The sequence below is a fragment of the Nonomuraea sp. NPDC000554 genome (assembly GCF_040300065.1).
Taxonomy (GTDB): domain Bacteria; phylum Actinomycetota; class Actinomycetes; order Streptosporangiales; family Streptosporangiaceae; genus Nonomuraea.
Genome location: NZ_JBEPDC010000013.1, coordinates 1 through 19,407, shown reverse-complemented (window position 1 = coordinate 19,407; position 19,407 = coordinate 1). Strand labels below are relative to the sequence as shown.

Annotated in this window: 17 protein-coding genes and 1 pseudogene; 2 read left to right on the top strand and 16 right to left on the bottom strand. The window is 72.0% G+C overall.

Annotated features, from left to right (window positions below; translation table 11 throughout):
- Positions 1-278 precede the first annotated feature (278 nt).
- The 5 genes from ftsY to ABT294_RS24085 all read right to left on the bottom strand — a co-directional run bounded on the left by ftsY (position 279) and on the right by ABT294_RS24085 (position 7,039).
- On the bottom strand, positions 279-1,442 hold the full coding sequence (ftsY, locus tag ABT294_RS24105; protein WP_350808497.1) for a signal recognition particle-docking protein FtsY: 1,164 nt from the start codon (positions 1,440-1,442) through the stop codon (positions 279-281).
- A 53-nt stretch (positions 1,443-1,495) separates the two neighbouring features.
- Entirely contained in the window at positions 1,496-5,224 is a 3,729-nt protein-coding gene (smc, locus tag ABT294_RS24100; protein ID WP_350808496.1) for a chromosome segregation protein SMC, read from the bottom strand.
- A gap of 182 nt (positions 5,225-5,406) precedes the next feature.
- Positions 5,407-5,601, bottom strand: a complete 195-nt coding sequence (locus ABT294_RS24095) for a hypothetical protein (RefSeq protein ID WP_350808495.1) — start codon at positions 5,599-5,601, stop codon at positions 5,407-5,409.
- A gap of 189 nt (positions 5,602-5,790) precedes the next feature.
- Complete coding sequence (locus ABT294_RS24090) at positions 5,791-6,087, bottom strand: acylphosphatase (protein WP_350808494.1); 297 nt, start codon at positions 6,085-6,087, stop codon at positions 5,791-5,793.
- A 46-nt stretch (positions 6,088-6,133) separates the two neighbouring features.
- Complete coding sequence (locus ABT294_RS24085) at positions 6,134-7,039, bottom strand: LysR family transcriptional regulator (protein ID WP_350808493.1); 906 nt, start codon at positions 7,037-7,039, stop codon at positions 6,134-6,136.
- An 80-nt stretch (positions 7,040-7,119) separates the two neighbouring features.
- Between ABT294_RS24085 and ABT294_RS24080 the strand changes: the two genes are divergently transcribed.
- Positions 7,120-8,253, top strand: coding sequence for an MFS transporter (locus tag ABT294_RS24080; RefSeq protein WP_350808492.1), 1,134 nt, complete (start codon positions 7,120-7,122; stop codon positions 8,251-8,253).
- Here the strand turns inward: ABT294_RS24080 and mutM are convergent.
- The 8 genes from mutM to ABT294_RS24040 form a co-directional block, all read right to left on the bottom strand.
- Positions 8,201-9,046, bottom strand: a complete 846-nt coding sequence (gene mutM, locus ABT294_RS24075; RefSeq protein WP_350808491.1) for a bifunctional DNA-formamidopyrimidine glycosylase/DNA-(apurinic or apyrimidinic site) lyase — start codon at positions 9,044-9,046, stop codon at positions 8,201-8,203. The genes ABT294_RS24080 and mutM overlap by 53 nt on opposite strands.
- The gene (rnc, locus tag ABT294_RS24070; RefSeq protein ID WP_350808725.1) at positions 9,047-9,766 is read right to left on the bottom strand and encodes a ribonuclease III; all 720 of its coding nucleotides are present in this window, start codon (positions 9,764-9,766) and stop codon (positions 9,047-9,049) included. It abuts the gene before it with no gap.
- 205 nt (positions 9,767-9,971) lie between these two features.
- A complete protein-coding gene (rpmF, locus tag ABT294_RS24065) occupies positions 9,972-10,151 on the bottom strand; it encodes a 50S ribosomal protein L32 (RefSeq protein ID WP_033409409.1) in 180 nt (59 codons plus the stop codon).
- A 1-nt stretch (position 10,152) separates the two neighbouring features.
- Positions 10,153-10,704, bottom strand: a complete 552-nt coding sequence (locus tag ABT294_RS24060) for a YceD family protein (RefSeq protein ID WP_350808490.1) — start codon at positions 10,702-10,704, stop codon at positions 10,153-10,155.
- Between the two features lie 70 nt (positions 10,705-10,774).
- Entirely contained in the window at positions 10,775-11,251 is a 477-nt protein-coding gene (gene coaD / locus ABT294_RS24055; RefSeq protein ID WP_350808489.1) for a pantetheine-phosphate adenylyltransferase, read from the bottom strand.
- Positions 11,252-11,266: 15 nt separating this feature from the next.
- A complete protein-coding gene (gene rsmD, locus ABT294_RS24050) occupies positions 11,267-11,836 on the bottom strand; it encodes a 16S rRNA (guanine(966)-N(2))-methyltransferase RsmD (RefSeq protein WP_350808488.1) in 570 nt (189 codons plus the stop codon).
- Between the two features lie 260 nt (positions 11,837-12,096).
- Entirely contained in the window at positions 12,097-14,280 is a 2,184-nt protein-coding gene (recG, locus tag ABT294_RS24045; protein WP_350808487.1) for an ATP-dependent DNA helicase RecG, read from the bottom strand.
- Between the two features lie 45 nt (positions 14,281-14,325).
- Positions 14,326-15,870 carry a DAK2 domain-containing protein gene (locus ABT294_RS24040; RefSeq protein WP_350808486.1) on the bottom strand — a complete coding sequence of 515 codons (1,545 nt, stop codon included), beginning with the start codon at positions 15,868-15,870 and terminating at the stop codon, positions 14,326-14,328.
- Between the two features lie 201 nt (positions 15,871-16,071).
- On the opposite strand from ABT294_RS24040, the gene rpmB reads away from it, so the two are divergent.
- On the top strand, positions 16,072-16,257 hold the full coding sequence (gene rpmB / locus ABT294_RS24035) for a 50S ribosomal protein L28 (RefSeq protein ID WP_043618345.1): 186 nt from the start codon (positions 16,072-16,074) through the stop codon (positions 16,255-16,257).
- A gap of 103 nt (positions 16,258-16,360) precedes the next feature.
- On the opposite strand, the gene thiD is transcribed toward rpmB, so the two are convergent.
- The 3 genes and pseudogenes from thiD to ABT294_RS24020 form a co-directional block, all read right to left on the bottom strand.
- Positions 16,361-17,164 carry a bifunctional hydroxymethylpyrimidine kinase/phosphomethylpyrimidine kinase gene (gene thiD, locus ABT294_RS24030; protein WP_350808485.1) on the bottom strand — a complete coding sequence of 268 codons (804 nt, stop codon included), beginning with the start codon at positions 17,162-17,164 and terminating at the stop codon, positions 16,361-16,363.
- A 23-nt stretch (positions 17,165-17,187) separates the two neighbouring features.
- Positions 17,188-18,849 (bottom strand): hypothetical protein, encoded by a 1,662-nt coding sequence (locus tag ABT294_RS24025; RefSeq protein WP_350808484.1) that lies wholly within the window; start codon positions 18,847-18,849, stop codon positions 17,188-17,190.
- Between the two features lie 122 nt (positions 18,850-18,971).
- Positions 18,972-19,407 (bottom strand): annotated as a pseudogene (locus tag ABT294_RS24020) (thiamine-phosphate kinase); the annotation flags it as partial.

The window sequence follows — 19,407 nt, the reverse complement described above, 5'->3', positions numbered from 1 at the left end:
GGACGCCGGCCCGGCCGGAGTCAGTGGCCGTGTCGCGGCGCGGCGGCGCCGGAAGGCTTCACGGTTCCAGGCTTGTGAACGACGACCTTTTTCATCGGGACCCTTTCGCGGTGAGCATGCCGAGATCGCGAGAATGCCCACGCAGGCGATCTCGGTGGCAACCGGTTCATGTGAACACACGCAAACTCGGCGATCAAGGCTTGTTCCGGTAAGCGATATTTCCCGTCTTTTTTCGGAAAGGGCCGTAAATGTAGAAGACATATCCGAAAACAGCGGGTTTAGTCGCCCAGAATTGCGTCCACGAAGACCTCGGGGTCGAACGGCGCGAGATCGTCGGGGCCCTCGCCGAGACCGGCCAGCTTGACCGGAACCCCCAGCTCCCGCTGGACCGAGATGACGATGCCGCCCTTGGCCGTGCCGTCGAGCTTGGTCAGCGCGATGCCGGTGATGTTGACCACCTCGGCGAACACCTGGGCCTGGCGCATGCCGTTCTGGCCCGTGGTGGCGTCGAGCACCAGCAGCACCTCGTCGACGGTGGCCTTCTTCTCGATGACCCGCTTGACCTTGCCCAGCTCGTCCATCAGGCCGGTCTTGGTGTGCAGGCGGCCGGCCGTGTCGATGATGACGGCGTCGACCTTCTCCTCGATGCCCTTCGCGGTGGCGTCGAAGGCCACCGAGGCGGGGTCGCCGCCCTCGGGCCCCCGCACCACGTCGGCGCCGACCCGGTCGCCCCAGGTCTGCAGCTGGTCGGTGGCGGCGGCGCGGAAGGTGTCGGCCGCGCCGAGCACCACCTTCTTGCCGTCGCCGACGAGCACGCGGGCCAGCTTGCCCGTGGTGGTGGTCTTGCCGGTGCCGTTCACGCCGACGACGAGCACCACGGCGGGCCGCTCACCGTGCTTCTGCACGTGCAGCGTGCGGTCGAGGTCGGGGTCGATCTGGGCGAGCAGCTGCTCGCGCAGCAGACCGCGCACCTCGTCGGGGGTGCGGCTGCCGAGCACCTTGACCTTGGTGCGCAGCTCCTCGACCATGGCGCGGGTCGGCCCGACACCCACGTCGGCCGTGATCAGCCGCTCCTCGATCTCGTCCCAGACCTCGTCGTCGAGCCGGTCGCGGGACAGCAGTTCGAGCAGGCCGCGCCCGAACGCGCTCTGCGAGCGCGCCAGCCTGGAGCGCAGCCGCACCATCCGGCCCGCGGACGGCGGCGGCACCTCCACCTCTGGCGGGACGACGACGGGCTCGGCGGGCTTGACCGGAGGCGGGAGGGTCGCCCCCTCAGCCTCCTCCGCCGCAGGAGGCCGCTGCTCCTCGGGGGGTGCGATCGTCTCGGGAGGCTCGGCGGGCGGCGCTGCCTTGCCCCCCGGCCGGAAAAGCAGGAAGAGGCCGCCGACCGCCAGCAGGGCGACGACGACCACGATCACTATGACGCCGAGATAACCATCCACAAGATGTCAGTTTTCCAGATCGCCCGCCATGCTCCAGCACAAGGCCACGCGGATCAGGCCGGCTCGCGTTCACGCAACCGCTGACTGACCACCTGTGTGACGCCGTCGCCGCGCATCGAGACGCCGTAGAGCGCGTCGGCGATCTCCATCGTGCGCTTGTTGTGGGTGATCACGATGAGCTGTGAGCTCTGCCGCAGCTCCTCGAACAGGGTCAGCAGGCGCTGGGTGTTGGTGTCGTCGAGCGCGGCCTCGACCTCGTCCATCACGTAGAAGGGCGAGGGCCTGGCCTTGAAGATGGAGACCAGGAACGCCACCGCCGTCAGTGAGCGCTCGCCGCCCGACAGCAGCGACAGCCGCTTGACCTTCTTGCCCGGCGGCCTGGCCTCGACCTCGATGCCGGTGGTCAGCATGTCGGCGGGGTCGGTCAGCACCAGCCGGCCCTCGCCGCCGGGGAAGACCCTGGTGAAGACCTGCTGGAACTCGCGGGCGACGTCCTCGTAGGCGGAGGAGAACATCTGCTCCACCCGGTCGTCGACCTCCTTGACCACGGTCATCAGGTCGCGTCTGGTCTTCTTGAGGTCCTCCAGCTGCGAGGTGAGGAAGGCGTGGCGCTCCTCCAGCGCGGCGAACTCCTCCAGGGCGAGCGGGTTGACCTTGCCGAGCTGGTTCATCTGCTTCTCGGCCGTGCGGGCGCGCTTCTCCTGCTCCTCCCGCACGTACGGGACGGGCGGGTCGCCGGGAACCGGGGCCTGCGGGCCGTACTCGGAGACCAGGGACTCGGTCTCGACGCCGAACTCGTCGAGGGCCCGCTGTTCGAGCTGCTCCAGGCGCAGGCGCTGCTCGGTGCGGGCGACCTCGCTGCCGTGGACGCGGTTGACCAGCTTGTCGAGCTCCTGGCCGAGCTCTCGGACGCGCACGCGCACCTGCTTGAGCTCGGCGTCGACGGCGACCCGGGCCAGATCGGCCTCGTCGCGCTCCCTGGAGGCGAGCTGGATGGAGGTCGCCAGCGCGGCGAGCACCTGCTTGGCGCCCTTGACGACCGCCTCCGCCACGGCGGCCTGCTGCCTGCGCCTGGCCCGCTGGGCGGCGGCCTGGGCACGATCCTGGCGTTCCCGCTCGGCGGCCCTGACGAGACCGTCGGCCCTGCCCTCGATGCCCCTGACCCGCTCCTCGGCGGTGCGGACCTGGAGGCGGGTCTCCATCTCGCGCTGCCTGGCCGTCTGGCAGGTGTCGGCCAGCTCGTCGCGCGCCTCGGTGGTGGGCTCGGCCTCCAGCTCCTGGCCGTACTCGGCCTCGGCCAGCCGGATCTCCAGCTCCGCCAGTTCCTCCAGCCCCTCGGCGCGGGCCTCCTCGGCGGCCTTGACGCTTCCGGTGAGCCGCGCCGCTTCGTCCTGTGCGGCCTTGGCCGCCGCTTCGAGCTGGGCGAGCTGCTTGGCCGCCGCGGCGTGGCGCTGGTCGGCCTCCCGCTGGCGGGCCCTGACCTGGTCGAGCGCGCCCTGCGCGGCGCTCACCCCGGCCTGCGCGGTTCCCGCGGCGCTCTGCGCCTCGTTCACGTGCGCCTGGGCGGCCTCCAGGGCGACCTGGGCGGCCTGCTCGGCCGCGACGGCCTCGTCCAGGGCGACGACGGTCTGCTCGGCCCTGCTCTCGGCCTCCTCCAGGTCGGCCACGGCGTCGTCGAGCGCGGCCCGCACCTGGAGCACCGACGTGCCGCCCTCGGAACCGCCGCTGGCCACATGGGCTCCGGCCACGTCGCCGCCCCTGGTGACGGCCCGCAGCCCGGGATGGCGTCGCACCACGTCGCGGGCCGCCTGGAGATCGTCGACGACCACGACGTCGCCCAGCACGTGGTCGACGGCCTCCCTGAGCGGCGCCGGCACGCTCACCAGCTCGACCGCCCACTGCCCGCCCTCCGGCGCGGGCCCGCGCCCAGCCCCGCCGTCGAGCACCGCGGACGCGCCGGAGCGGTCGTCGGGAAGCGTGCCGTCGCCCGGCTGGTCGCGGGCGATCAGGAGGGTCGCCTGGCCCGCCTCCTTGACCCGCAGCAGCTCCAGAGCCTCGATGGCGGTGCCGAGCGAGGTGACGGCGATGGCCTCGGCCACGGGGCCGAGCACGGCGGCGACCGCCGGTTCGGCGCCCGCCGTGACCTGCAGGGAGGCCGCCAAGGGGCCAAGGACACCCGCGAGGTCGGTCTCCAGCAGGGCCGCGCCGCCGTCGTCCTTGGCCAGCCCCAGTTCCAGGGCCTCGCAGCGGGCGCGCAGCGCGGCGACGGACCGCTGCGCCTCCTGGTCGGCGGCGCGGGACGTGGCGACGGCCGACTTCGCCGCCTGGAGGGAGGTCCGGGGCGCGTCGAGCGCCGACTTGGCCTCCTCGACGGCGGCGCGGGCCTCGTCGGCGGCCGACCGGGCCGTCTCCACCAGGGACTGCGCGGTGGCCAGCTCCTCGGCGAGCGCCGGGTCGGCGGCGGGCTCCTCGCGCTGCCGCAGCTCCAGGTCGTCCCTGGCGCGCTGCTCGCGCTCGCCGGCGTCGGCGACGGCGCGGTTGAGCCGGCCGATCTCCTCCTCGGCGGCCCGTGAGCGGCTGCGGACCGAGTCGACCTGGCCGCGCAGCCTGGCCAGGCCCTCGCGCCGGTCGGCGGCGGCCCTGGCCGCCATCGCCAGCCGCCGCTCCTCGGCGGCCAGCTCGCCCTCCGCCTCGGAACGCCGCTCGACGGCCTCCTCCAGCAGCTCCTGGGCGTGCTCCAGCTCGGCCCTGAGGACGAGTTCCCGCTCGCGGACCTCGGCGGCCTCGCGTTCGAGGTCTTCGGGGTCGCGCCCGCGCCGCTCGATGGCGGCGGCGTCGAGGGCGTGCCGGTGCCGCTCGGCGGCCAGCTGCTCCAGCCCGGTGATGCGCTCGCGCAGCGACGACAGCCGGAAGTAGGTCTCCTGGGCGGCGCTCAGCCGGGGCTGGGTCTCGGCCTCGGCTGCCTCCAGGGCGGCCTCGCGCTGCTGCCCCTCGGCCAGCTCGGCCTCGACCTGGGTGCGCCTGGCCAGGATCGCCGCCTCGTCGGCCGCCTCGCGCTGCAGGGTCTCGCGCAGGATGCAGACGTCGTCGGCGAGCAGGCGCAGCCGCGCGTCGCGCAGGTCGGCCTGGATGACGGCGGCCTTGCGGGCGATCTCCGCCTGGCGGCCGAGCGGCTTGAGCTGGCGGCGCAGCTCGGTGGCGAGGTCCTGGACGCGGGTGAGGTTGGCCTGCATGGCGTCGAGCTTGCGGAGCGCCTTCTCCTTGCGCTTGCGGTGCTTGAGTACGCCCGCGGCCTCCTCGATGAAGGCCCGCCGGTCTTCGGGGCCGGCGTGCAGCACCGCGTCGAGCTGGCCCTGCCCGACGATGACGTGCATCTCGCGGCCGATGCCCGAGTCGGACAGCAGCTCCTGGATGTCGAGCAGCCGGCAGGTGTCGCCGTTGATCGCGTACTCGCTCTGGCCGGACCTGAACATCAGGCGGCTGATCGTGACCTCGGTGTAGTCGATCGGCAGCGCGCCGTCGGTGTTGTCGATGGTCAGGGTCACCTCGGCCCTGCCCAGGGGTGGCCTGGACGAGGTGCCGGCGAAGATGACGTCCTCCATCTTGCCGCCGCGCAGCGACTTGGCGCTGTGCTCGCCCATGACCCAGGCCAGCGCGTCGACGACGTTGGACTTGCCGGAGCCGTTGGGGCCCACCACGCAGGTGATGCCGGGCTCGAAACGCAGGGCGGTGGCGGAGGCGAAGGACTTGAAACCGCGCAGGGTGAGGGTCTTCAAATACACGCGGGGACCCCCTTCTCCTGAGCGGACTTCGGGAAAGCCTACTGGTCCTCGCTGCCTGGCGTCGGCGGCTGCGGTCGAGTACGCGGCCACCTACGCAAAAGAGGGCCAAAGCTTTCCCGGACGAGCGCAAATAACAAGGGACGCCTCTCCGAGACGTCCCTGATCTTGCGCTCCGATCACTCTCAGGTGAGTGCCGGCTCGCGCTCCTGTATGCGGCTGAGCGCCTCGTCGCGGGTAGCCGCCGCAAGAGCGTCATTCGTAGCCTGAAGTCGGATGAGTTCTGCCTCCAGATCCCGGATTCGCTGCTGCAGACGGCGCATCTCCGAGACCATTCGAGGGTCAGGACCGCCGACGTGGCCGAGTAGAGCCTTCGCCATGGTAAAGGGTCCTCCACGCTGAGTGACCAGACTGGTTCGCGCACTTCAGTTCCGCGGGAGGGGTGCGCGTGGTACTTAACAAGAGTCGCACCGGCAGTGTGGGCGGTCAAGTCGAACGAACCGCTGAGCCCTGCCGACGGGCACTCTCGCCATATAACTATACCCTATTTGGGCCGTTTAACGGAAGGGCTACCTCTCTACAAACCCCCCCAAACTACCTCTAGGTTCGCTCCAACGTTCCACTACTCCATCGACCCTGCCTGGCGTGTCGCAACCCCTGAGCAGCTCAAGCAGCTTGACGCAGGCGTCGCGCGGCCCTTCGGCCACGACCTCCACCCGGCCGTCGTCCGTGTTCCGCGCCCAGCCCATCAATCCGAGCTCCAGGGCCCTGGCGCGAGTCCACCACCGAAAGCCGACTCCCTGAACCATGCCCCGCACCCAGGCGGTCAGCCGGACATTTTCGGCATTTTGGAGTGTTTTATCCATTTTTACTCTCCGTAATGGACGGCAATGAGCGCCATTTTCCCGCGCCTCACGCCACCAGGTCCCCCGCGCGCGACCGGATCGCGGTGGCGGCGGCCTCGTTGAACGCCCTGATCGTGGCCGTCTCCGCCGAGCGCAGCCAGGCCAGCCCGAGCCGCGACGGCGGCAGGCCGGTGACAGGGACGAAGACGATGTCGGGACGCCCGTGCTGGGCCGCCGTGGGCGAGCAGAACAGCATGCCGCCCCGGTTCAGTGCGACCTGGGTGAAGCCCTCCTGGCTCGTGGCGACCGTGCCCGCCGACGGAACCGGCCGGCCCTCCGGGGTCGCCGTGGGGGCGATCAGCTCGCGCAGCGGGCGCGGCGCGCGGGAATCCAGGCCGATCAGGGGGACGCCGGCCAGTTCCTCCGCGCCGACCGTCCGCCTGGACGCCAGGGGGTGGCGCTTCGACAGGCCCAGGCACACCGGGACGTTGTTGAGCGCGGGGCCCGTGACCACGTCCGGCTCCTCGACGGGGAGCAGGGTGAAGGTCACGTCCACCTCGCCGTCGCGCAGCCTGCTGAACGGGTCGGAGAGGAGCACCTCCGCGAGCACCACCTCGCACCTCGGGTTCCGGCGCTCGAACGCCCGCACCGTGGCCATCACGACGTCCGAGGGAGACCCCTGGAAGCCGACCCGCAGGACGCCCTCCACGCGGCGCGCCCCGGCCCTGGCCCGCTCCATCGCCGCCGCCAGGCCGTCGTAGGCGGGACGCAGATCCGCCAGGAAGCGCTCCCCGAGCGGCGTCAGCCGCACGCTCCTGCTCGTGCGCTCGAACAGCCGGGCCCCGATCCGTGTCTCCAGCGCGCGCACGAGCTGGCTGACCCGTCCCGGCGAGACGTAGAGGCGCTCGGCGGCCCGGGCGAAGTGCAGCTCCTCGCTGAGCACGACGAAGCACTCCAGTTCCCTGAACTCCATCTCACTCCTTAGTCCCACTAAACCAAGGGTTCGATCCTCGTCATTGTTCCGCCGGGCGGCCCGGCTGAAGGCTGGACGGCATGACGATCACCGTTGAACGAGCGAACTGGTTCGCCGTGTCCGCCGTCGCCGTGGGCACGTTCTCCGTCGTCACCAGCGAGATGCTGCCGGTCGGGCTGCTGACCTCCATCGGGTCCGGCCTCGGGGTGTCCGACGGGACGGCCGGGTTGACGATGACCGCTCCCGGCCTGGTCGCCGCGGTGGCCGCGCCCGTGCTGGCGGTCACGGCCCGCGGGGTCGACCGGCGGACCCTGCTGGGCGCGCTCATGCTGCTGCTGGCGGCGGCCAACCTGCTGACCGCGCTCGCGCCGGACTACTGGGTGATGCTGGCGGCCAGGCTGCTGGTCGGGGTGAGCATCGGCGGGTTCTGGGCCTTCGCGGCGGGGCTGGGCGTGCGGCTGGCGCCGGAGCGGTCGGTGGGCCGGGCCACCGCGCTGATCTCCGGGGGCATCTCCGTGGCGTCCGTGCTCGGCGTGCCTGCCGGAACGTTCCTGGCGCAGCTGGCGGGCTGGCGGGCGGCGTTCGCGGCGGTGGCGGTGCTGGCTCTGGGGGTCTTCGCGGCCATCGCGCTGACCGTCCCGCCGCTGCCCGCCGGGCCCGCCGTCCGGCTGAGGGACCTGGGGCCCGTCAGGGTCGTGATGGCCGTCACCGCGCTGCTCGTGACCGGCCACTTCGCCGCCTACACCTACGTCAGGCCGTTCCTGGAGCAAGTCTCGGGAGCGGGCGCCGGGCTCGTCACCGCCGCCCTGCTGCTGTACGGGGTCGCGGGCGTGCTCGGGAACTTCGCCGCCGGAGCGCGGGCGGCCCGCGCCCCCAGACGGACGCTGGTGACACTGGCCGCACTGATCGCCCTCGCGACGGCGGCCCTACCTCTGATCGGCCAGCCTCTGCCCGTGCTCGCCCTCTGGGGCGTCGCGTACGGAGGCGTGTCGGTCTCGCTCCAGCTCTGGGTGATCAAGGCCGGCGGCGGCGACGCGGCGATGGCCGTGTTCACCAGCGTCTTCAACGCCGCCATCTCGCTCGGGGCGCTGCTCGGCGGCAGGATCGTGGACGGGATCTCCATCCCGGCGGTGATGTGGGCGGGCGCCGCGCTCGCCTGCGTCAGCGCGGCCTGCGCTGGCATCTGGGGCAGGAGTACGACGAACGGTTCATGAACGCCTCCCGCCTGATCGGGGTGCCGCAGCGGGAGCAGGGCTGGTCGCGCCTGCCGTACACCTCCAGCGAGCGGTCGAAGTAGCCGCTCTCGCCGTTGACGTTCACGTACAGGCTGTCGAAGGACGTGCCGCCCTGCTGCAGCGCGGCCCCCATGACCGTGCGCACGGCCTCGACCAACTCGGCGATCTTCGGACGGGTCAGGGCCTGCGTGGGACGCGCCCAGTGCAGCCTGGCCAGCCAGAGCGCCTCGTCGGCGTAGATGTTGCCGACGCCGCTGATCAGCGACTGGTCGAGCAGGGCCCGCTTGATCTCGGTGTGCTTGGCCCTGAGCCTGCGGGTGAACTCGTCCTCGTCGAAGGCGGCCTCGAACGGGTCGGGGGCGATGTGCGCGATCGGCTCGGGAACGCCCTCGACCAGGGGCGAGAGCATCACGTGGCCGAACGTCCGCTGGTCGACGAAGCGCAGGTCGGGGCCGCCGTCCTCGAACCGCAGGCGGACCCGCAGGTGCTTCTCCAGCGGCGCGGCGGGATCGACCACGAGCAGCTGCCCGCTCATGCCCAGGTGGGCGAGCAGCGCCTCCTCGGCGCCCGACAGCGGCAGCCACAGGTACTTGCCGCGCCGCTGCGCCGACTTCACCAGGCGGCCCTTCAGGCGTGCGGTGAACTCGTCGGCGCCCGGCACGTGCCGCCTGATCGCGCGAGGGTGCAGCACCTCGGCCGAGGCGATCCTGCGGCCGATGACCCACATCGCGAGGCCGCGCCTGACGACCTCGACCTCTGGCAGCTCCGGCAACTAGCCCGCCGGCTGGCTCTCGCGCTGCTCGCGGCGGGCCCTGATGCGGGTCCAGGCCGCCTCGGCCGCCTGCTGCTCGGCCTCCTTCTTGCTGCGCCCGTTGCCCGTGCCGTACGACTCGCCGCCGACCCGCACCACCGCGGTGAACGACTTGGCGTGGTCGGGGCCGCTCTCCTCGACGTGGTACTCGGGCACGCCGAGCGCCTCGGACGCGGTGAGCTCCTGCAGCGAGGTCTTCCAGTCGAGCCCGGCGCCCAGCGACGCCGAGCGGACGATCAGCGGGTCGAACAGCAGATGGACCACCCTGAACGCCTCGTCGAGACCCTTGTCGACGTAGACCGCGCCGATCAGCGCCTCCAGCGTGTCGGCCAGGATCGACGACTTGTCACGGCCGCCCGTGCCCTCCTCGCCCCTGCCGAGCCGCAGGAACCGGCCCAGGCCCAGGTTGCGCGCCACGTCGGCCAGGGCGCGCATGTTGACCACCGCGGCCCGCAGCTTGGCGAGCTGCCCTTCCGGCAGGTCGGGGTGGTTGCGGTAGAGGGTGTCGGTGACCACGAGACCCAGCACCGAGTCGCCGAGGAACTCCAGGCGCTCGTTGGTGGGCAGGCCGCCGTTCTCGTACGCGTACGAGCGGTGCGTCAGCGCCCGCTCGAGAATGTCGGAGTCGAGGCTGACCGACAGCACTCGCTCCAGTTCGTCTCTGGCGACCTCCACGGCCACCGGCTTGGGACCCGCACCCACGTGCTTCCTCCTTGGACGTCCTCACAAGGCGCGACGGCTGCGGAGAATGCCCGAAAACGTGGTGGGCGTCGGGAGAACCCCGGCGTCCACCACGACCGCGGGCGAACCGCCACCGCACGCATTTGAGACGGTAACGCCGACCGGGGCACAATGGCACCCGGTCGGCATCACGTCAACTGCGAGATCAGGCAGACGGCTCGATGACCTGACGACGGTTGTAGGTGCCGCAGGTGGGGCACGCGATGTGCGGCTGCTTGGGCGAACGGCACTGCGGGCAGCTCACCAGGGCGACAGCAGTCGTCTTCCACTGGGAGCGACGGGCGCGGGTGTTGCTCCGCGACATCTTTCGCTTCGGGACGGCCACGTCACTTCTCCTGATCGTTATCGTTCTCGGTAACCAGACCTTGCAACGACGCCCACCGGGCGTCGATCTTCTCGTGCCGGTGGTCGTCGCCGGCCTCAGCCAGCTTGACCCCGCACTCCACGCAGAGCCCCTGGCAGTCTTCTCGGCAGACCGGGCTCAACGGCAGTGCGAGCACCACCGCGTCGCGGAACGTCGGCTCGAGGTCGAGCAGTTCCCCGTCGAGCAGCGAGTCTTCCTCCGAGGCGTCCTCGTCGGAGTAGAAGAACAGCTCCTGCAGGTCAACCACGATCTCCGAGGTGATCGGGTCGAGGCACCGCGCGCACTCCCCGGCGAGCGGGGTCTGCGCCGTACCCGAGACGAGCACGCCTTCCATCACTGCTTCGAGCCGGAGATCCAGCTCGACTTCGGCGCCCTTGGGGACACCGATCATGTCGACGCCGAGATCCGCCGGTGCCGGGAGAGTGAGGGCTAGCTCACGCATCGTGCCCGGCCGCTTTCCCAGGTCATGAGTGGAGATCACCCAAGGGGAGCGGGGGTCGAGGTGCTGAGTCATCCTGCTCTCGCTAGGCATGGCGAACTGTCGCCGTCGTACAAGGCCGAAATGAAAGGATACCAGGTGACCACTAGCCTCTGAGCCGCTCGATGAGCAGCTTGTGCACCAGATCTGGCACCAGGCCGGACACGTCCCCACCATACCGGGCGATCTCCTTGACCCGGCTGGACGAGAGGAACGAGTACTCGGGGTTCGTCGGCATGAACAGCGTCTCGACGCCCGACAGCCGGTAGTTGAGCTGGGCCATCTGCAACTCGTAGTCGAAGTCGCTGACCACCCTGATCCCCTTGACGATCGCGGGGATGTCGTTCTGCTTGCAGAAGTCGACCAGCAGGCCGTGAAACTTCTGGACCTTGACGTTCGGGTACTCCTTGGTCACGGTCTGCAGGATGTCGATCCGTTCGTCGACCGTGAACAGGCTGCTCTTCTCCAGGTTGATCAGTACCGCGACGGTCACCTCGTCGTACAGCCGGGCGGACCGGCCGATGATGTCGAGATGGCCATTGGTGATGGGGTCGAATGACCCCGGGCAGACAACGCGGCGCAAAACGCCTCCCCAGGTCTACGGGTTCCCGGCGGCGCGACCGTACCAAACGGATGCTTCGCCGTATCTACGGACCCTCTCCTCAAAGTACCCTTCGGGCCACACCAGCGACTTTCCCCGCGTCTCTCGTTCGAATGCCACCAGGGCCTCCCCTGCCAGCCAGCCGTTGTCGCGCAACAGCTCCAGCACCCGCGTGACGTCCCCGTCCGGCAGGACGTAGGGCGGGTCGGCGAAGACGATGTCGTACGGCTCGCCTTCCGGGGGCCTGCCGAGCACCCGCTCCACCTTGTCGGCCACCACCTGCGCCCCCGGCAGCCCCAGGGCGTCGACGTTCGCCCTGATGGTTCGCACGGCCTTCTGGTCGGACTCCACCAGCAGCGCGTGCGCCGCCCCCCGCGACAGCGCCTCCAGCCCCACCGCGCCCGACCCGGCGTACAGATCCAGCACCCGGGCCCCGTCGAGGCCGTGCAGCGAGTCGAGGGTCAAGAAGATTCCTTCTCGAGCCCTGTCGCTGGTCGGTCTCGTGCCGCGCCCCGGCGGGACGGCCAGCCGTCGCCCACCCGCGCTCCCCGCGATGATCCGAGTCATGCGAGCCATTGTTCCGCATATCGGTGCAGGTCAAGAGTGGACAAGTGTCGGCCTCGTCTACGCAAGGGTGATTCACATTGCCCGGACAGCCCCGCATGATGAGTTCTGCGGCCTCCGAGGTGACCCAGATGGAGGCCGACCGGCGTGATCGTGAGCCCTTCCGCACGCCGGTGCCCTCGGCACCTGACCCGAGGGGTGGGCCCAGCCGGGGACGGCATTCGGGGGGAGGCCGTCCCCGCGGCTGGGCCCAACAATCATGTTCAGGTCTTCTCCAGGTACCCGGCCCGCTCGTCGGCCAGCAGCCTGTCGATCTCCGCGCGCAGCCCCGCGTGCGACTCCAGCTCGGGATCGGACGCCAGCAGCGCCGCCGCCTCCGCGCGAGCGGTCTCGATCACGTCCTCGTCTCTCAGCAGCTGCAGCAGCTTCAGCGACGTCCGCTTGCCCGACTGGGCCGCGCCCAGGACGTCGCCCTCGCGGCGCTGTTCCAGGTCGACCCGCGACAGCTCGAAGCCGTCGAGGGTGGCCGCCACCGCGTCGAGACGGGCGCGGGCCGGGGTGCCCTCGGGGAAGTCGGACACCAGCAGGCACAACCCCGGCAGGCCGCCCCTGCCCACCCGGCCGCGGAGCTGGTGGAGCTGGGAGACGCCGAACCGGTCGGCGTCCATGATGATCATGACGGAGGAGTTGGGGACGTCGACGCCCACCTCGATGACCGTGGTGGCGACGAGCACGTCGAGCTCGCCCCGCGAGAAGGAGCGCATGATCGCGTCCTTCTCCTCCGGCGGGAGCTTGCCGTGCAGGACGCCGAGCCGCAGGTCGTGGAAGGGCCCCTCGGACAGCAGCTCCGCCACGTCGAGGACCGCCAGCGGCGGCCGGCGCTCCTCGTCGGAGGTGACCTCCAGGTCGCCCTCGTCGCCCTCCGTGTCGCCGATGCGGGGGCAGACGATGTACGCCTGCCTGCCCAGCGCCACCTCCTCGCGCACCCGCTCCCAGGTGCGCTCCAGGTAGTGCGGCTTCTCCGCCGCCGGGACGACGTGCGTGGTGATGGGCGCGCGCCCCGAGGGCAGCTGCGACAGCGTGGAGACCTCCAGATCGCCGAAGACGGTCATGGCGACCGTGCGCGGAATCGGGGTGGCGGTCATGACCAGCACGTGCGGGCGGTTGCCGCCCGCCTTCTCGCGCAGCGCGTCGCGCTGCTCCACGCCGAAGCGGTGCTGCTCGTCGACCACGACCAGCCCCAGGTCGGCGAACTGGACGTGCTCCTGCAGCAGGGCGTGGGTGCCGACGACGATGCCGGCCGTGCCCGAGGCGGCGTCGAGCAGCGCGGAACGCCGGGCGGCGGCCCCCATCGAGCCGGTCAGCAGCGTGACCGCGGTGCCGCCGAACATGCCGCCCTGCGCGAGATCGCCCAGCATGCCGGTGATCGAGCGGTGGTGCTGCTGGGCGAGCACCTCGGTGGGCGCGAGCAGCGCCGCCTGGCCGCCCGCGTCGACCACCTGGAGCATGGCGCGCAGCGCCACCACCGTCTTGCCGGCGCCGACCTCGCCCTGGAGGAGCCGGTGCATCGGGTGCTCCAGGGCGAGGTCGGCCGCGATCTCCTCACCCACCAGCGCCTGGCCCTCGGTGAGCGAGAACGGCAGCCGGCCGTCGAAGTCGGCCAGCAGCCCGCCGTCGCGCCGGGGCCGCGCCTTGGCCGGCCAGGCCGTGGCCGCCTGCCTGCGCTGCAACAGCACCGCCTGCAGCACGAACGCCTCGTCGAACTTCAGCCGCTTGCGGGCCCGCTGCACGTCGCCGAAGTCCTTCGGACGGTGGACGGCCACCAGCGCCTCGGCCAGTCCCTCCAGCTTCAGCCGTGCGCGCAGCGACTCGGGCAGCGAGTCGTCGAGCGGGCCGAGCGTGTCGAGCACCACGCCGATCGCGCGCCTGATCGCCCACGGCGTGAGGTCCTTGCCCGCCGGGTAGATCGGCACCGGCGCGGCCGCGAACTCGGCGAGCTCCGCGGCGCTGGCCTCGCTCTCCTCGAACAGCTCGAACTCCGGATGCGCCAGCTGCCAGCGCGGGCTGGTGCGCGACCCGAACAGCCCCACCTTGCCCGCGAACATGCCGCGCCGCCCCGGCTTGAGCCGCGACTCGGCCACGTGCGAGCCCTTGCCGAAGAACGACAGGTAGATCTTGTTGCGGTTGCCGTCGACGACCTCGACCTCCAGCCAGGTGCCGCCCCGGTTGCGCATCGGCTTGCGCATCAGCCTGGTGACCTCGCCGACCACCGTGACGTGCTCGTCGACCTCCAGCGCGTCGAGCGAGGTCAGCTCGCCGCGCTCGGCGTAGCGGCGCGGGTAGTGACGCAGCAGGTCGCCGACCGTCTCCAGGCCGAGCACGCTGTGCAGCAGCTTGGCGGTCTTCGGGTCGAGGGCCTTGGTCAGGGGCTCGTCGAAACGGCTCACGGCTCTATGTTCTACCGTCTGTGACCGACAGGATTCGTCCGACATTCATTCGACGCCGATGAGCAGCGGGTAGCCGCCCTGCTCCCCGTCGTAGACGACCAGGTCAAGCTCGGGCCTGGCGCGGTTCAGGTGCTCCTCGACGCGGGCCGCGAGGCGCGCGGGGGCGTCCCTGCCGGTGACGAGGGTGACCAGCTCGCCGCCGCCCGCCACCATCCTGTCGACCACCGTCGTGGCCACCGCGTCGAGCGTGCCGCCGATCACGGCCACGTCGCCGTCGATCAGCCCGAGGACGTCCCCCGGACGGCACACGCCCGCGCTGGTGACCGCCTCCCTGTCGGCCACCGTCAGATGGCCGTGCCGGGTGTGGCCCGCCGCGTCGGTCATCGCCACCACGTCGTCGTCGAAGCGGCGCAGCGGGTCGTGCACGGCCAGCGCCGCCAGCCCCTGCACGGTGGCCTTGGTCGGCAGCACACTGACGACGACCCCGTCCTCGCGGGCGATCTCCGCCGCCGCGGCGGCCACGGACCTGACGTGTTCGTCGTTCGGCAGCACCGCGACCTCGCTGCCCGCCTGTCTGATCGCCGCCAGCATCGCGGGAAGCGTGGGCGTGCCGCCGGGCGCCCGCCGGACCACCACCGCGCCGCCGTCCTCGAACAGCGCCGCGATCCCGTCGCCCGCGGCGACGGCCACCACGCCCCTGCCCGCGCTCGCCCGGTGCGTACGCTCCGCCAGGTAGGTGACCTTGATCCGGTGCGGACGTCCCGCCCGCAACGCGGCCTCGATCGCCGGGCCCGCCTCGTCCACGTGCACGTGGACGTTCCACAGCCCCTCCCCGCCCACCACGACCAGCGAGTCGCCCATCGCGTCGAGCTCCGCGCGCAGCCCCGCCACGGCGGCGTCGTCGGCGTCGAGCAGGTACATCACCTCGTAGCCCGCCCCCACCTCGGCCATCGGCGAGATCCGCGAGGTCGGCGCGGGCACCTCGTAGCGGCCGCGGTAGGAGCCGGTGACCACCTCCGCGAGCGCCTCCAGGACGATCGCCAGGCCCGCGCCTCCCGCGTCCACCACGCCGCTGCGGGCGAGCACGTCGAGCTGCTCAGGGGTGCGGCGCAGCGCCGCGCGGGCCTCCCCCGCCGCGCGCCGCGCGACCTCCGCGAGGCCGCCCTCCGCGTCCTGGACGGCCTGCGCCACGGCCTCCAGCACGCTCAGCACCGTGCCCTCGACCGGCCTGGCCACCGCCTCCCTGGCCAGGGTCGCCGCCCTGAGCAGCGCCGCCCGCAGGTCGGAGCCGTCCTTCAGGACCTCGGCCAGCCCGCGCAGCCCCTGGCTGACGATGACCCCGGAGTTGCCGCGCGCCCCGACCAGCGCGCCGTAGGAGAGCGTCTGCCAGGTCACCGCGGAGTCGACGCCGTCGGGCAGCGCCTCGACGGCCTCGGCGGCCGACAGCATGGTCAGGTGGAGGTTGGTGCCGGTGTCGCCGTCGGCGACGGGGAAGACGTTCAGCGCGTCGATCTCGGCTCTCGCGGCGCCCAGCGCGTCGGCGGCCAGGCGGGCCCAGCGGCGTACCGCGGGCGGATCGAGAACCTCCATCTGCGCGCTCCGACCTCCCCGCGTGCGCTACCGTTAATCGAGGAGGATATCGCCGCATTCGGCGCAGTCCAGTGCCCGTGGTTCGCGCCTAGGGGTACGGATCGGATATCCTCGTCTGGCTGGCCGGTTGTCCCGGCATGCCCTCCGCCCGGAAAGCATCACGCGGACAGGGCTACATCGACTGTTTTAAGGAGCGATACCGTGGCTTCCGTCTGCGATGTCTGCCGCAAGGGGCCGACCTTCGGCAACAACGTGTCCCACTCCCACCGCCGCACCCGTCGTCGTTGGAACCCCAACATCCAGACGGTTCGCGCGGTCGTCGGCGGCACGCCGAAGAAGCTGAACGTGTGCACCTCGTGCATCAAGGCGGGCAAGGTCACCCGCTAGTTCCGAGTTTCCCGGAAGCCCGTCGCTCACCACGAGCGGCGGGCTTCCGCCGTCTCCGGCGCAGGCCGCCTCGCGCGCCGGACGGACGCGGGGCGCCGTCCGGTCAGCGCCACTGCCAGGCGTGGTCCACCGGGCCGATGCCGTCGCCCAGGGGGAAGCCGCGGGCGATCGCGCCCGTCACGTACTCCTTGGCCCTGCCCACCGCCTCCGGCACGTCGTCGCCCAGCGCGAGCCGGGAGGCGATGGCGGAGGCCAGGGTGCAGCCGGTGCCGTGGGTGTGCCGGTTGTCGAGGCGGGCGGCGGTGAAGCGGTACTCGCTGGTGCCGTCGGTGAGCAGGTCCACGGGTTCGCCCGGCAGGTGGCCCCCCTTGATCAGCGCCCAGGCCGGGCCCAGGTCGAGCACGGCGTCGGCGGCGCGGCGCAGCCCGTCCTCGTCCTCGACCTTGACCGAGGTGAGCTGCTCGACCTCCCACAGGTTCGGCGTGACGACGGTGGCGACGGGCAGCAGCAGCGTCCGGATCGTCTCGACCGCGTCGGGCGCGAGCAACGCGTCGCCGTGCTTCGACACCCCCACCGGATCGACCACCACGGGCGCGTCGTAGGCTCCCAGCACCTCGGCGACCACCTCGACCAGGCCGGACGAGGCCAGCATGCCCGTCTTGACCGCCTGCGCGCCGATGTCGCCCAGCACCGAGTCGAGCTGGGCGCGCACGGCCTCGGGAGGCAGCTCCCAGTAGCCCTGGACGCCCAGCGAGTTCTGCGCAGTGACCGCGGCGATGACGCTCATGCCGTGGACACCGTGGGCGAGCATGGTCTTCAGGTCGGCCTGGATGCCCGCTCCGCCTCCGGAGTCGGATCCGGCCACGGTCAGCACGCGCGGAGGGGTCGAAGCCGTCATGTCCCCCATCCAACCACGTACCGGGCGGATGCCTACTTGACGGCGCAGTCCCCGCCGACCATCCCGCAGCTCTCCGGCTGCGTGGCCTTGCCGACGGCCGTGAACGTGACCTCCGCCGAGGCCCCGGACGCGAGCGGCGCAGCCAGGTCGATGATGAGCAGGTCGCCGTCCTGCGTCCACGTGGCGCCCGACACGTCGAGCACCTTCCCGGTGACCGGCAGCGAGACGGTGAGCGCGCCCAGCGTCCGCGGCGAGCTGTTGACCACGTCCAGGTGGGCCGTGTAGCCGGCCAGCCGCTGCTTGGCCTGGTAGTCGATGTTCACCGAGCCGGCGCCGGGGGCGGCGCTCGAATCGGGCGCGGTGGTGCCGTCGGTCGGGACGACGCCGCCGTCGTGGAGGACCGAGGGCTCGTCGGTCGGCGTCGCCGAGATGCTGTCCTCCGGAGTGGGCTCGACCGGCGCCCTCGTCGGCTTCGGAGACGACGTCTTCGTCTTCGACCTCGTCGGGGTGGGGCTCGGGGACGTGGTGCGGCGCGGCGTGCGGGCGGCGACGGTGGCCGTGGGCGACGGGGTGTTCTCCTTGGCGGGGGTGCTCTCCTCCTCCGTCGGCTCCTCGGTGGGCGTCTCGGAGTCCTCCTCCGTCGGAGTGTCGGACTGCGAGGACTGCGGCCCTGGCTGGTTGGACGCCTGCACCGCGGCGCAGGTGGCGCCGGAGCACTTCTCGGCCGCCGTGCTGGACGAGCCCATCAGCTTGACACCCGCGACGGTCCCGCCGAGCACGACGGCGACCGCGGCCACGGAGAGCAGGGCCACCTTGCCCTTCCCGCCGCCGCCGGAGGGCGCGTCGAGCACGTCGTGGTCGCGTGCCGCCTTGCGGCGGCCGCGGCGGCGTGGCTTGTCGTCCTCGTCGTCGGCCGACCACTCGGCGCCGCCCAGGAACCTGTCGCTGTCGGCCCACGCGGGGGCGGTCCCGTCGATCACGGTCGGCTCGCCGGCGACCTTGACGTCCCCCGGCTCGGGCGGCCTGCCGGGCCACCGATCCTCGAAGTCGCCTCCCGGACGCGTCCCGAAGGGGTCGGAGTCCCCCGGACGCGTCCCGAAGGGGTCAGAGCCACCCGGACGCGTCCCGAACGCCTGGGTCGCGTCGGGGCGCTGCTCGAACGCCTGCGTGCCGTCGGGAGGCGAGCCGAACGCTCCGGCGCCCTGGTCAGGATGCTGCCCGAAGGCTCCGGGACGGGCGAACGGGTCGGACGCGGGCCCGACGGAGTCCAGATGCTGGGTCGCCTCGGGGGCGTCCCAGTGCGGGGGACGCGCGAAGGCGCCCGTGGTCTCGAACGGCTGCTCGGCGTCCGGAGCGGGCCCGCGGGGCGGGGCGCCGAACGGCTGACCGGCGTCCGCACGGGGCGGCGCGCCGAACGGTTGACCGGCGTCCGGGCCGGTGCCCGCGCGGGGCGGCGGGGCGAAGGCCCCGGTGGTCTCGAGCGGGTCGGACTGCGGCTGCTGCGCAACGGGGTCGTCGCGGCGCGGCATCGGCGCCCACTGACCCGTCACCTCGACCTGGTCGGGAAGCGCAGGCCAACCGGGCTCTTCCGGCAGGTGCTCGTCCGGCCCCCAGAAGGCGCTCACCGAGTCGTTCGACTCGTCGTTCCCCTGTTCACGCCCGTCTTCGGATCCACCTGTGCCGTGGCGGCCCATGGCTGCCCTTTCTCCCGGTTGCAGTGGCCGCCAATCTTCATAACACCTTTGCTACGCCGTTGTCCCAGTATTCCCGGGAGTCACACCCCAATTCAGGAAAATTTTACGCAAATCCGGACAAGTCAGCTGCGGAAGTGGTCCCAGCCGCCGGGCCCGGCCTCCCGTCCCGGCACCAGCACGCCCCGACCTGCCAGGACCCGCCCCACCACGTGCCAGGACGGCGGCAGCCGGACCTCCTCGGGGAAGGTCGCCGCGAGCGCGTGATCCTCGCCGCCCGTGAGCACCCAGTCGAGCGGATCGGCCCCCAGCTCCTCGGCCGCGGCCGCCACCGGCTCCCCGATCTCGAAGGCGCCGGAATCGAGCTCGATCCGCACGCCGCTCGCCTCCGCGACGTGCCCGAGGTCCTGGAGCAGGCCGTCGCTCACGTCCAGCATGGCGCTCGCCCCGAGCCGGGCGGCCTCGGGCCCGCACGGGTAAGGAGGGCACGGCCGCTGGTGCGCCGCCACCGCCTCCCGCAGCGCCGCCTCCCGCTCCGGCGCCGCGGCCGGTCGCCGGGCC